This window comes from Sphingobacterium siyangense, assembly GCF_023277505.1.
Lineage (GTDB): Bacteria > Bacteroidota > Bacteroidia > Sphingobacteriales > Sphingobacteriaceae > Sphingobacterium > Sphingobacterium siyangense.
The window spans coordinates 5,978,838-5,994,054 of sequence record NZ_CP080574.1 but is presented as its reverse complement, the minus strand read 5'-3'; the positions used below and the strand labels follow the sequence as shown (position 1 = coordinate 5,994,054).

Here is a 15,217-nt window from a genome sequence, read left to right as displayed (position 1 = left end):
TTAATCGTTTTAGCATTTGTATTTTTATTCGGATATATGTAATATTACCGAATTGTAAAGGGAACTCTGATTATGAACCGTAGAACCGCAATAAAGCAATTTTTCATTATAGCTGGCGGACTGACAATTTTGTCGTCCTGTCTGAATGATGGAGGTGCATCAATTGTATTAAATAAGCTGAAGATTTCGGCGGAAGATGAGCAATTTTTGGGCGATCTGGCTAACATCCTGATTCCGAAATCGGATACACCGGGAGGAAAGGATCTGAACCTGCATCTTTTCGTCATCAAAATGGTAGATGACTGTGAGTCGCCAGAAAATCAGGCTAAATTTGTCGCTGGTTTCAACAAGTTGCGAAAACAGTTGAATTTAAAAAATAACAAAGAGACTGAGACCACTTTGGCGGGGTTAAAAGACCAAACCGACGAGAAGGCTTTTTTTGAGACCTTCAAATCGCGTGCAATTCAGGGGTATATGAACTCAGAATACGTGATGAAGAATAAGGTGATCTATAAACTTATTCCGGGTCCGTACAATGGTGCGGTAAAAGTTAAGGCATAAATAGCAGATGGCAAATCTAAATATTGACAGTGAAAAAAACAGAACCTACGATGCGATCGTGATCGGTTCGGGAATTAGTGGCGGTTGGTCCGCAAAAGAGTTGTGCGAGAAGGGCTTGAAAACATTGGTTTTGGAACGTGGACGTGATGTACAACATATCAAGGATTACCCAACCACCAATATGATGCCTTGGGAGTTTGAACATCGGAATGAAATGCCTTTCAAAGTAAAAGAAGAAAATCCGATTGTCAGCAAATGTTATGCATTCCATGAAGATGCGGCCCATTTTTTTGTAAAAGACAAGGAACATCCTTATATTCAAGAGAAACCTTTTGACTGGATCAGAGGCTATCAAGTTGGCGGCAAGTCGTTATTATGGGCGAGACAGACGCAACGTTGGTCTGACTTTGATTTCGAAGGGCCAGCGAGAGATGGTTTTGCAGTAGATTGGCCGATACGTTATGCTGATTTGGCGCCTTGGTATGCTTATGTCGAAAAATTTGCTGGTATTGCCGGTAATCACGATGGACTTCCTGAATTGCCAGACGGCGAGTTTCTGCCAGGGTACCCCTTAAATATTGTCGAGAAGTATTTTAAAGAAAGCGTCCAAAAGAAATTTCCGGAGCGCAAAGTGATTTCAGCACGTTGTGCACACTTATCTAAACCAAATCAGATTCACATCGAACAAGGACGTGTACAGTGTCAGAATCGCGTACTTTGTCAGCGAGGATGTCCTTTTGGTGGATATTTCAGTTCCAATGCAACGACAATTCCTTGGGCGGCCAAAACCGGAAATATGACGCTACGCCCATTTTCGGTTGTTCATTCGATTCTCTATGATGAACAAAAAGGAAAAGCAGTCGGTGTACGTGTTATAGATACCAATACAAAAGAGGAAATTGATTTTTATGCCAAACTGATTTTTGTCAATGCGGCTGCAATCAATACTAATTTGATCTTATTGAATTCTAAATCGAACCGTTTTCCAAATGGTTTGGGTAATGATAGTGGTGTGCTCGGAAAATATGTTGCCTTTCACAACTATAGTGCACGCATTTATGCAGAGTATGAAGGGATGTTGGATTTTACGGCCGAAGGGCGGAATCCCGCCGGTGGAGGGTATATTCCACGTTTCAGAAACTTGCACAAACAGGAAACGGACTTTTTAAGGGGCTATGCCGCCGGTTTCGGAGCTTCGCGTAGTAAAGAGTCCGATCGTTCGGGCGTAGGGCTAGATCTGAAAAACAATTTGTTGAATCCTAAATTAGGTGTTTGGCAGGTTGGATCTCACATGATGGGGGAAACGATACCAAAAGAATCGGGCATGGTTTCATTGGATAGCAGTAAGAAAGATGACTGGGGTATCCCGTTGTTAAAAATTGCTGTCGATTATGATGAGAATGATGAAAAAATGAAAAAGGATTACATTGCTGTCATGACGGAGATGTTTACGGATGCTGGCTTCACAAACATTCGCCCGGATTCACACTGGCAGGCTCCAGGTTTGGACATCCATGAAATGGGCGGTGCACGTATGGGGCACGACCCGAAAACTTCGGTATTGAATAAATGGAATCAGATGCATGCTGTGAAGAACGTTTTTGTCACAGATGGTGCAAGTATGACCTCGACATCAACACAAAATCCTTCATTGACCTATATGGCATTTTCGGCACGATCTGTCGATTATGCGATTAGCGAGATGAAGAAAGGAAATATTTAGTTTACCGGGGAAAGGTTTTGAAAATAAATCTTTCCCCTGTAAAATTAAAGTGCTATCTTTCCACCCGAATAGCACGTTAAAACCGAGAAAGAATAACCAAAAAGGAAAACAATAACGAATAAACAATAACGAATAAACAATTAATGAACCAATAAGTAATCAAAAAAAGCAATTAAAAAACCAAAATAGGGCAACCAAAAAATTTTACAACAAAAGCAAAAGCGATTTAGCAGACTTTATTGCAGATTCTATGCGGCAATAATACCATAGACATTTGAACCCAGACGTTTTCTGTTAAGTGAAAGCAATGGAATATAGCAGGCAATTTTAAGAAAGTAGATCGATTTTAAAACTATCAATTAAGGGAAACTAAATTAAACTAGACGTTCTAAGTATCTTTTTGCTAAAACGTTTTTATAAACCAAATCACTATTAATATGAGCAAAGTTGACGTAAAATCACTTGCGCAGCTTGGGAAAAAATCAAAGTTATTTTTCTCATTGGCTGTCATTGCTGGTACTTTCCAACAAGTCAATGCCGCAGTCGGAACTTCTGCCAATTACGATGGCAAATCCTTCGTAAAAGAAGTAAACCATGTGCAGCAGCAAGTTAAAGGAAAAGTATTGGATGCTACTGGAAAACCAATTTCAGGAGTTAACATCGCCGTTAAAGGTACTTCAAAGGGCACACAATCTGATGCCTTGGGTAATTTTACATTGGATGCTAAAGCGGGGGATGTATTGGTCGTCTCTTCCATTGGTTACAAAGCCAAAGAAGTTACTGTTTCCGGGGCAACTGTTTCTGTACAATTGGACGATGATCAGAGCCAATTGGACGAAGTTGTCGTTGTGGGTTACGGTACAATGCGTAAATCTGATGTGACAGGTTCTATCGCCATGGTCAAAGGGGCGGACATGATCAAAGATCAGAGTTTTAGCCCTTTAGATGCTTTGAGGGGAAAAGCTTCGGGGGTGAATATCTTTTCTAATTCCAGTCAACCTGGAGCATACGGAAATAGAGTCGTTATCCGTGGTGTGGCTACGATCAACTCGTCTTCCAATCCTCTTTACGTTGTCGACGGAGTCGTGATGGAAGATTTTAATTTGTTGAATCCGAATGATATCGAAAATATTGAGGTCTTAAAAGATGCTTCTTCTGCAGCTATTTATGGTGCACGTGGTGCAAATGGCGTTATCTTGGTAACAACAAAACGTGGAAATAAAGACGGATCTAGAACAATTAGTTATCAAGGATCAGCTGGAGTGAGCTCTGCTCAACGCTACATGGATGTGCTGAATGCACAGGAATGGGTGGATGCCTTTATGATCGGATTGGAGAATGAAAACAAATACCAGGGAAAATCTTGGTCTTTGGATAAAAAGACCTGGTTTAATGATGAAAACTATTTTGATGGAAATGGTAATCCACTGTATGATACGGATTGGCAGAAAGAGGCAACACGTACAGCTATTTCACATAATCATCAACTAAATGTACAACAAGGTGATGAAAAATCTTCTGTTGGTGCATTTTTGAATTATACCGACCAACAAGGGATCATGAATAATACCTGGAACAAGCGGATAAATGCAAAAATGGCTTATGATGCAAAACCTACATCCTGGTTATCTACAGCAATTAATTTAACCGTTAATCACACTTGGGGACGTTATACTCCAGAAGACGGCGGTGGACAGGAAGCTCGTCGTACCATGATTGAGATGATTCCTTGGTATCCAGTTTATGATAAGGACGGTCTCTATACGAACTCGTCGTCATCGACTGTAGCAGAACAATTGGGTTTTGAAGGTATGTCCAATCCCGTCGCCATTCTAGATTTGCAAAAACGAATGCGCTACAATACACAAATTTTTGGAAATGCGGCATTAACATTTCATCTAGCTGATGGTTTGGATTTGAAAACCCAACTAGGGATTGACCATCATAGAAAAGATTATAAGGGATATTCTTCAAAGCTGTTAAATAATATTTCTAGGCCGAATGGCTGGGCAGAACGTACCCATACAAATACATTGTATTGGCAGGAAGAAACTTATCTAACCTATAATAAGCAATTCGATAAACATCGGATCAATGCAATGGCAGGTCTCTCTTGGCAAAAGAAAACGTATGATTACGATAAAATGAGATCAGAGGGATTTCCGGATGATTTTTACGAGTATAATAACATGGGATTGGGCATCACTCCTTCTGGACTCGAGTCTAATGTCAATGAATGGGCGATGAATTCATATTTCTTAAGAGCTGCTTACTCATATGATAATCGCTATTCAGCAACGGTAACCAGCCGTTATGATGGTTCATCCAAATTTGGTAAGAACAATAAATATGCATTTTTCCCTTCACTAGGTTTGGCATGGAATGTGTCCAATGAGGAATTTTTACAAGGCAACGAAACAATCAGTAATTTGAAATTACATACAAGTTACGGTTTGACAGGTAACTCCGAAATCGACCCCTATAAGTCGTTGTCAATCGTCGACGCGGGAACAATCTTGCTGAATAATGCTAGGGCTCCATATTCATTTGTGAATACGATTTCGAACCCGGATTTAAAATGGGAAAAAACGGCCCAGTTTGATTTTGGGGTGGAACTGGGATTACTAAAAAATCGATTAAACTTTGATATTTCTTATTATCGTCGGAAAACGACAGATCTTTTGTTGGAGGCGCCTCTACCAAGAGCAACCGGCTTTAATTCGGTTTATAAGAATATAGGATCTGTTCAGAATCAAGGTTTAGACATGATGATTACAGGTACAATTGTGACCAATGAGAATTTTGAGTGGAAAGCATCGTTGAACGGAAACTATAACAAAAATAAAGTCTTGAAATTAGGCGAGAACAACGCTGATATCTTACAAAATGATTGGGTCGGCGGGGCCAATAGCATTATTCGTGTCGGTGAAAACCTAAATAGTTTCTATGGCTATAGAAGATTAGGCGTATATACACAGGCGGATGTTGACGCAGGAAATGCAGAAATAAAAGATATAGGACGTGCAAAACGTTCAAAAGAAAAGGAAATCATAGGAAAAGGACTACCTGATTGGACAGGTAGTTTTATTAACAACCTCCGTTACAAGAACTTCGATTTCACCCTAGATCTGCAATTTGTCAAAGGAGTGGATGTCATGCAACAATTTTTCCATTCTACTTATGATCGTTTTGGAATTACCAATGGTCTGAAGGAAATTTTGACAGATGCATACAATGGTTCCAATCCGAATACCATGCAGCAGGCCATCTATCTGACCAATGGTGGGCATGCGGGACAGGATACCAATGTGGATGATGCTTGGGTTGCGGACGGATCTTATCTTCGTGTAAACTTGATGCAATTGGGATATACATTCAAAGCTGATGCATTGAAACGAATAGGATTATCCAGGTTACGTGTTTATGCAAATGCAAATAATCCATTTTTGTTCACATCAAAAGATTTTAAAGGTTATGATCCAGAAAGTACCTCACAAGGGGAGAGTAAATTTGGACAAAATATGACCTTTTTCTCTTATCCTAGAGCGAAGACTTTCTCTTTAGGTGTTAATGTTACATTTTAATTCATAGAATTTAAAAAGATGAAGACTAAATTAATCATGTTGTTATTAGCCGGAATGGCATTGACAACATCCTGTAATAAATTTTTGGAAGAAAATCCGGGTTCAAACTTATCGTTAATAAGTTATTATCAGAATGAAGGACAGGCCGAAGCAACTGTAAATTCACTTTATCGTCGCGGGGCGCCAATACGCTATTCTTCTACCGGTTCTTACCTTGGATCTACAGCCTCGATCAATACTATTTTGACTGGATATTTTACAAATAGCTACGAAGGACAAGAACGTGTTAGTTTATTCGCCCGTGAATTGACGCGACAACAAAATACAAATATCATTTCGCCCACGATGAATACAATCTGGGATGAAGGTTTTAAAGCGATTAATATTGCCAATGCAGGTATAAAGTACATTCCAGAAATAAGTATGCCAAATGAGGCAAAGAAAAATACGTTGTTGGCAGAGGCAAAATTCTTTAGAGCTTATAACTACTTTTACCTTGTCAAAACATTCGGGGCACTCCCGTTGTATACGCTTCCTAACGAAAACTTGACTGATCCACTTTACATAGAGCGTACAGATGCTGCGAAAATATATGAGTTGATCGAGCAAGATTTAAAGAGTGCGGTTGACGTATTGCCTGCAAAAAAATTTGCAGAGAATGGGCATCGCATTACTAAATATGCAGCAGCAATGCTCTTAGCTGATGTTTATTTGCAAGAGGGAAAATACGCAGATGCGGCAACAGCAGCTAAAATTGTGGTGAATTCTCCGCATAAGATGACTGAAAATATTGATCTTGAGCAGAGTAGTGCATATAACTTACTGCGTAAGACTGATGACTTAGATGAGGTTATATATGCACAGGAGTTTGATGAAACTATTAATAATAGTGGTGCGCGAACAGCGACTGCTTTTAGTTCTTCGGCAGTTTCTGTATTTACTACTTATTCGATATTTGAGCGTGTTTTTGGCCCTACTAAGCAGTTTTTGAATGTTTATGATAAAAAAGATTTGAGGATTAAACCAAATCAGTTCTACCATTGGTCATATACAAATCCGATTAACGGTAAAACATGGACATCAACAGATGCAGGAATATGGTATTATGTGGATGAACAGGCATTGCTGACAACAGGGAGGGGTACAAAAGACTGGAATTTTTACCGCTATCCCGAGGCATTATTGACTGCCGCTGAAAGTATTGCTAAATCAACGGGTGTAAGTGCGGAAGCAGCGGGTTATTTAGCGAAGGTCAAAGCTCGTGCTAATACCGAAGGAAAATCAGTTGCTGCTTATACGGCCGAATTGCAAACATTATCAGCAGAAAATTTTGTGAAAGAATGCTGGAAAGAGCGTCTCCGCGAGTTCCCATTGGAATTTAAAATGTGGGACGATATTGTTAGAACTAAAATGTTCCCTGTTATTTCTACAACAGAAGCTGGAAAAGTAGATTTTGTTCCATTGATTGGTGCAAAGAATGGCTCTGGAGCAACATTTAAAGAATCTGACTTATTATGGCCTATTTCTCCTGATGAGATACAGCGTAATAACAAACTGACTCAGAATCCAGGATATCAATAGACATAACTAATATAAGATAAAGGGTATTCAATCTACCCTTTATCTTATCAATGTATAAAAATAGGGCTTGTGAATATTCATGAGTTCTTTTTTATGGGATATAAGTTGCTTTTTAACTGAATTCCCATAAAAACAATAATTTTAAATTATTTTTGATTTAAAATTAAAAATAACTATCTTAACGATCGAATCATACACTTGAACTAAATAATAAACCAAAGAAGGAAATCAACAACGTATATTTCTAAAATAGCTTCCATTTTTTTTACTTTCTTAGCAAAACCGATTTTGCTGATATAGGATGGCGATTTTGAATCACGTGCCGATACTCAATTAATATTTAATACTAAATGTTTCCGATATAATGATGTGTATTGAATAACACAATAATCACTGTTTTCGGAAACTATTATAAATAATAAATAAAAATGCCTTTGCCAATAAGCTAAATCGTTTTATATACTAATCACCATAATAAAAATATGAGCAAAATTGATTTAAAAACAGTTGTGCGATTAAAAGGAGAATCTAAGCTATTCTTATCTTTGATTTTTATCGCAGGAGCAATGCAGCATGCGCAGGCTACTGCCTCTTCTCAAAGGATGTTAAACAACTCTTTTCTAACGGAATCGAAAAAGCCCCAACAACAAATTAAGGGAAAAGTCTTGAATGCTGATGGAAAGCCAATTTCAAGTGTAAACATCACTGTTAAAGGAACATCGAAGGGGACACAGTCAGATGTGTCAGGTAATTTTTCTTTGGATGCTAAACAGGGAGACGTGTTGGTTGTCACTTCTATTGGTTATAAAGCGAAAGAAGTTACAGTTTCTGGTGAAACCATTTCTGTTCAATTGGAAGAAGACCAAAGTCAGTTGGAAGAGGTTGTTGTTGTCGGTTATGGTACGCAAAAAATAAGGGAAGTTACTTCTGCAGTAGCCCATGTAAGTGCAGACCAATTTCGTCAAAGCGGCGCGAGAAACCCGTTGGATCTCATTCAAGGAAAGGTAGCGGGACTGCAGGTGTCTAGAAGTGGGTCAAATCCTAATTCAGGTGTAGCGACTCAATTGCGGGGCGCGATTTCCGTTACTGGGAGTGCAAGTCCATTGTTTGTTATTGATGGGATACCTGGAGGTAATCCGGATCTACTGCAACAAGATGATATTGAGTCTATAGATGTGCTGAAAGATGGATCCGGTGCTGCGATTTATGGAACAAGCGCCAATGCCGGTGTCATTCTGATTACGACAAAAAGGGGAAAACCTGGTAAATCGGTATTCAACTATTCCAGTTATTTTCGCAAAGATTTTGTCTATAATAGACCTGATTTTTTAACTCCACAAGAGTTTAGGGATAAGATTGCTTCTGGTGAGCTAAAACAAACTGATTTTGGCCATTCTACCGATTTTTTTGATGAATTGATTAATAAAGATAATTTTTCACAAAACCATAACCTTTCACTGTCTGGAGGTAATGAATCAACTACCTATCGTGGAAGTGTCAATTTCCGAAATTTGGAAGGTATTGCAAAGGAAAATTCAAGAAAGGAATATACAGTAAGAACGAGTATAAACCAGAAGGGCTTTAACGATCGTTTGAATTTTCTCCTCAATATCGCTACCAATACGAACAATGCGAACTTGTTAGGCGGTGGTGGCTGGGAAAGTGAAGCTACGAAAAATCCGACGCTCTCAAATTATAACGATGATGGATCTTTTCGTTATGACCGAACGAGTACAAATGAATTTGCTCGATTGTTTACTGAAACAAGTTATCGGAAACAACAGACATCTTCTTTAGACGGAAAAGCAGATTTAAATATAATTGAGGGATTAAAGGCCAGTGTTTTTGGGTCGGTACAACGTAATTCCTATACAGATGGTGCTTATAGAGCGCTCAATAGTGAAGCGTCTTTAGAAGATCAAGATTATCCGGGTGGGGGATATGCTTCCAAATCCAATCTATTGAATGAAAAATATGCATTTGAACCGACACTTCAATATAACACTACCGTTGCCGAAAAACATGCAATCACAGCATTAGCAGGATATAGTTATCGTTATGAGAAAGATGAGGGACAAAGTGCAGACAATAGGGGATTTATAAATAATAATTTCCATGAAGATAATTTGTCGGAAGGACAAGCGCTTCGGGATGGACGGGCTAATATGGACAGCTATAAGAATGACAATACTTTGATCGCTTTTTTTGGCCGGGTAAATTATACCTACGCGGATAAGTACATGGCTCAGTTTATTCTAAGGCGTGAAGGTTCGTCTAAATTTGGAGCAAATAACAAATGGGGGAGTTTTCCGGCAGTATCAGTGGGGTGGAACATCAGCAATGAAGATTTTATGAAAGATATCGGTTTTATAAATAATTTAAAATTACGTGCTGGTTATGGCGAAACGGGAAATACGGGCTTTGCTAATAATGCCTCTCGATTAACTTTGGGGGGCGGAGGAAAATATCTGTTCCCTGATGAGTCCTACCGAGAAACCTACGGACCCGACCGTAATCCGAACCCAAACTTGCGGTGGGAGACGAAGAAGGAAACAAATATCGGTGTTGATTTCACAATGTTGAGCAATAAGCTTTCAGGTTCAATTGATGTTTTTCAACGAAAAACTGTTGATCTTTTGGATACATATACTACCCCACAGCCTCCTTATATAAGAAATAATATATATTCCAATGTAGGTACGCTTTCTTCTAAGGGTATTGAGCTAGCGCTTAGCTATCGTGCTATAGACCGTGAGAATTTTAAGTGGAACATGGATTTTACAGCTAGTACGCTAAAAAATGTTTTAGATAGTTATTCGAATGATATATTTAAAGTAAAATATAAAACATTTGGTGAAATCGGCGGAGCAGGAGCATTGGGCGATGCATTCACAACGTACGAAGGGCACAAGATCGGTGAATTTTTTGGTAAACGATTTGCCGGATTTGATGATGAAGGAAAATGGCTTTTTTATAACCGAAATGGCGAAGCTGTGCACAATGATGCGATTAATAATTCAAGAGATGATTTGAATTCTTCTGATTTAGCGGTAATAGGAAATGCAGTCCCCAAATATTATATTTCCTGGACGAATAATTTTTCCTATAAGAATTTTGATCTGAGAATTTTTATGCGGGGTAAATTCGATTATGATATCTTAAATACAACGGCACTTTCTTATGGCAATAAGGTCTGGTCAGAGAATCTTTTGAGAGATGCTTTCACCAAATATAAAGATATTAATGATACCTATATGTATTCTGATTACTATTTGGAAAGTGGTAATCACTTAAAAATTGATGAAGTTACATTGGGATATCGATTTAAATTGAAAAGTAACACTTGGGTGAATAATGTGCGCATATATTTGACGGCTCAAAATCTGGCAACAATAACAGGGTATTCAGGGAATGATCCTGATTTTGTATTGGATACGGGGCTGGGTAATGAAGTAAATGGACAACGTTTAGGTATTGATAGTAGAGGACCTTATCCCAATACGAGATCGTTTTTGTTTGGCGTAAATTTTGGTTTTTAATGGATAGTATTATGAAAAATATTGTTAAGATTTTATTTTTAGCTTGCGTAATTAATGCATCAAGTTGTACAAATTTAGATGAAAACGCTTATGATATCATTGTAGCGGACGATTTTTATAAAAATAAGAATGAGGTTATATCAGCTGTATTGCGTCCATACACGCATGCAAATGCGTGGATATCACCATCAGGGCAGGATGGATGGTGGCGGCCAGCAGAATTATCCGCAGATCAATTGGCCTGGCCGACCAAAGGGCGGCATGGAGAGGATGGAGGCAAATGGAAAAGGCTGCATTATCATACTTGGACAGTAGATGAAGGTGGGTTAAACAATGCATGGGTATTGATGTATTGGGGAGTAGGTTTGTGTAATAGCCCCATCGATATTCTCGAAAAATCTGACGTGGCTCGCATGGGGATAACAGATGCTGAAAAGAATGAGTTTATTGCTGAACTAAAGCTTTTACGGGCATTACATTATCTAAAGCTAATGGATTTATTCGGCAATATTCCAATAACTACCAAAGCGCCAAGTTCAGCAGAGGAGCCTTTACCTCAGCCCTCTTCTACAAAAGAGGTTTTTGAATTTATTGAAAAGGAAATTTTAGCTAATATTGATCTAGCGCCCAAATTATCGAGAGCCATGTTAGGTCGGGTTTCGCAGGCGGCAGGTTATGCTATGCTGGTGGAGTTGTATTTAAATGCTGAAAAATGGTCTGGTCAACCGCGGTGGGATGATTGTATTGCAGCGGCGGATAAATTGATATCGGGTGCTGGAGGAGGTTTGAATGGTGCCATGGCATTGGATCCAAATTTAACAGATTCCTATGTGCCGACGAATGACATGTCTAAGGAAACTATTTTTTCAATTGCTTACGATTATCAGACAGCAGACTTTGAACCCGGATTTCCAGGGGAATTTTATCATTTCGTACAAAGCGAGATCTATGGGGGCGGACGAACTGGCAATAATGGTATCGTATTGATCCCTGGTGTTTTCAGCCAGTATAACGAAAAAGACCTACGAAAAAAAGAATGGTTTTTAAGCGGGCCGATGGTTAGGTTTGTGGATGGTAAAATTGTACAAGGTTCGGAGGAATACAAGGGAGAACAGCTTGTTTTTGTTGATTATATTCGAAGGGCTAAGACTGGAGGTACGTCTTCTACCATGAGCGATGGAGAAGAGAATAGTGGTATCCGATTTAATAAATATAAGCTTGGTAACTCTGTTGAGGGTACTGTCAACGGTGTTAAAATACCTGCGAATGCAAATTATAACAATACAGATTGGAACGTCTATCGTCTAAGTTGGATCTATTTTGCGAAAGCCGAGGCATTGATGCGAAAAAATGGAGGACGCCCTTCGCAAGAAGCTGTCGATTTGATTAATAGTTGTAAAAAGAGAGCCTTTTCTGATGCAGACTGGAATGAAGCAAAGTATACCACAAGCACACTGACACTTGACGAGCTCTTGGCAGAGCGAGGACGCGAATTTATTTTTGAAGGATTTAGAAGGGAGGATTTAATCCGCTTCGGCAAATTTCATACAGCAACGTGGTGGGATCATAAACCTTCTTCTGACAGCAAAACAGTGTATCCAATACCTCAGCAACAGATATCGATGAATCCCAATTTAAAACAAAACCCCGGTTATTAATGTTCAGGAATAGTAGATGCCGCATAGGCATCTACTATTCTTTTACCTAAAACACATGAAAAGATATTTTACGTTGTTTCTTTTGAACTTTATTGGTGTAACCTTATTTGCACAAAAAAATAATTTTCAGAACTATGCTATCCAAACTTTAGATAGCATCTATAGCAAGTTTGGAAATACCAAGAATCAGCTCTTGGCTGAAAAATATCCCTTTGATGAAAACTTTAAAGCTGATTATCTGGATAATAATCAACAGGCAGCGCAACAAAAGAAATATGCTTATCTATGGCCTTTCTCGGGTAGTTTCTCGGCTGTAAATGCCTTGATGGACTTACCAAAAACAAAAAAGGCATTTCAGTTCATACTTGACAAAAAAGTCCTGATGGGCTTACAGGAATATAGGGATGAAAGTAGGTCACCTATTGGCTATGCGTCTTATTTAAATACAGCTCCTCCCTCGGATCGTTTTTATGACGATAATATCTGGTTGGGTATCGATTTTACAGATAGCTATATCCATACAAAAAAAATAAACTACCTGACTTCGGCCAAAGAGATCTGGAATTTTGTAAAGAGTGGGGAGGATGATAAATTAGGTGGTGGCATTTATTGGTGTGAACAGAAAAAGGAATCTAAAAATACGTGTTCGAATGCACCAGCAAGTGTATTTGCACTGAAGTTATTTATGGCAACCAATGATAGGTACTATCTGGAAGAAGGGGAGCGTCTTTATGAATGGACAAAAAGAAATCTTCAGGATCCCGAAGATAAGTTATATTGGGACAACATGCAGCTCAATGGAAAGATTGGAAAAGCTAAGTTTTCGTACAACGCCGGACAAATGTTGCAGGCAGCTGCATTGCTTTATAAGTTGACGAAAAATAACCGGTACCTCGCGGATGCACAACAGCTGGCTGAGGCATGTTTCGGCTATTTTTTCGAAACGAAGGAGAAATTGGATTTTCCAAAATTGAAAAATAGCAATTTGTGGTTTCATGCTGTTATGATGCGTGGTTACATAGAGCTCGCTGTAGTGAATGGCGACAAAAAGTACCTCACAGTGTTTGCAAAGAATCTTGAATTTGCCTGGCAGCATATGCGCGATAAAGAAGGATTATTTAGTGCAGACTGGACCCTGAAAGATCAGCATAAATCGAAATGGCTGCTCGATCAATGTGCTTTTGTCGAAATGTACGCACGGTTGGCAAAAGCTGGGTATTAAAATCGATGTAAAACGGTATAAGGTTAAGACGCTGAAAATAATTTTTCAGCGTCTTTTTTTTGTTCTGTAACATATTGGTTAGAGAGATTAAATAATGTTTACTTAACATAATATACACTGTAAAATTTCTATTTTTGAAATAGGTCAACTTATTACCAGCGTGACTTGTAAAATATGATCGATAAACCTTGATCTAGCATGTGAACGATTCATTGGATAGGCGGGGCATCAGGTTATCTATTTTGGATACAAGAAAGCTTGAGTAGGTTGCGTACTCATTGAATACCAAGTTATTTTATTATGAAACCATCATGATTTATTCAATCACATTAGGGAATGAATAAATCTGATAGCTTCATCGCAATTGAAAAAACAAATTTATACAGATGAAAATTAAAAATCTATTATTACCATTGATCGTACTGGGGCTATCCACAAGTGCTGTGTCGGCACAGAGCAAAAAGATCAAACACGTTGTTTTAGTTGGTTTTGACGGTTTTGGAGCGTATGCTTTACCAAAAGCGGAAATGCCAAATCTTAAAAAGATGATGCAGGAGGGGACATATAGTACACATGTACGTACCGTATTACCTTCCTCTAGTGCTGTAAACTGGGCTTCCATGATTATGGGCGCTGGTCCTACCGCGCATGGATATACAGAATGGGATAGCAAGACACCCGAGATCCCTTCTACAACCAAAACAGCAAACGGAATGTTTCCTTCCTTATTTAATGCTGTTGCCAGCAAAAATCCCAAGGCACAGTTTGCTGTGGTGCATAGCTGGCCGGGTATAGGTTATTTGATCGACAATAAAGTCGTGCAAAAAATCATTAACACCAAGGATGATGATGAAGCGACATTGAATACCACCGTGGATATCATAAAAAAGGAGAAACCGACGATTACTTTTGTGCATTTCGACCAACCTGATGGTGTAGGCCATAATATCGGGCATAATACACCGGAATACTATGCCGAACTAAAACAGGTCGACAGACGTATTGGTACATTGCAGCAAGCTGTAAAAGATGCGGGAATTGCAGACGAAACAATTTTTGTTATTGCTGCGGATCATGGTGGTACCGGAAAAGGACACGGTGGTAAATCGCTGGCCGAGGTGGAGATTCCTTGGGTAATGACCGGACCAGGTGTGCCAAAAGGAAAAGAAATCAAGGAAACTTTGATGATTTATGATATCGCACCTACGTTAACTTGGTTGCTTGGTGCACCGCTTGATGCCGCTTGGCGTGGACAGGCAATCAAAGCATTCCAACAATAGTTGTTGCCCGTCAAACAAAAAGCCCCAAAGAATTTTCTTTGGGGCTTTTTGTTTGACGAATCGTCAATA

The 15,217-nt window shown here is 39.0% G+C and carries 8 protein-coding genes; all 8 read left to right on the top strand.

What is annotated here, in order from left to right:
• Positions 1-72: 72 nt before the first annotated feature.
• The 8 genes from K2F45_RS25150 to K2F45_RS25115 all read left to right on the top strand — a co-directional run bounded on the left by K2F45_RS25150 (position 73) and on the right by K2F45_RS25115 (position 15,148).
• The gene (locus tag K2F45_RS25150) at positions 73-561 is read left to right on the top strand and encodes a gluconate 2-dehydrogenase subunit 3 family protein (RefSeq protein WP_070570191.1); all 489 of its coding nucleotides are present in this window, start codon (positions 73-75) and stop codon (positions 559-561) included.
• A gap of 7 nt (positions 562-568) precedes the next feature.
• The gene (locus tag K2F45_RS25145; protein ID WP_075994386.1) at positions 569-2,284 is read left to right on the top strand and encodes a GMC oxidoreductase; all 1,716 of its coding nucleotides are present in this window, start codon (positions 569-571) and stop codon (positions 2,282-2,284) included.
• A 437-nt stretch (positions 2,285-2,721) separates the two neighbouring features.
• Complete coding sequence (locus K2F45_RS25140) at positions 2,722-5,868, top strand: SusC/RagA family TonB-linked outer membrane protein (protein WP_075994385.1); 3,147 nt, start codon at positions 2,722-2,724, stop codon at positions 5,866-5,868.
• A gap of 18 nt (positions 5,869-5,886) precedes the next feature.
• Complete coding sequence (locus tag K2F45_RS25135) at positions 5,887-7,449, top strand: RagB/SusD family nutrient uptake outer membrane protein (RefSeq protein WP_075994384.1); 1,563 nt, start codon at positions 5,887-5,889, stop codon at positions 7,447-7,449.
• A 482-nt stretch (positions 7,450-7,931) separates the two neighbouring features.
• A complete protein-coding gene (locus K2F45_RS25130) occupies positions 7,932-10,988 on the top strand; it encodes a SusC/RagA family TonB-linked outer membrane protein (RefSeq protein ID WP_248932629.1) in 3,057 nt (1,018 codons plus the stop codon).
• Between the two features lie 11 nt (positions 10,989-10,999).
• On the top strand, positions 11,000-12,646 hold the full coding sequence (locus K2F45_RS25125; RefSeq protein ID WP_248932628.1) for a RagB/SusD family nutrient uptake outer membrane protein: 1,647 nt from the start codon (positions 11,000-11,002) through the stop codon (positions 12,644-12,646).
• Positions 12,647-12,701: 55 nt separating this feature from the next.
• Entirely contained in the window at positions 12,702-13,868 is a 1,167-nt protein-coding gene (locus K2F45_RS25120; RefSeq protein WP_248932627.1) for a glycoside hydrolase family 76 protein, read from the top strand.
• A gap of 386 nt (positions 13,869-14,254) precedes the next feature.
• Positions 14,255-15,148 carry an alkaline phosphatase family protein gene (locus K2F45_RS25115; RefSeq protein WP_075994382.1) on the top strand — a complete coding sequence of 298 codons (894 nt, stop codon included), beginning with the start codon at positions 14,255-14,257 and terminating at the stop codon, positions 15,146-15,148.
• Positions 15,149-15,217: the final 69 nt, after the last annotated feature.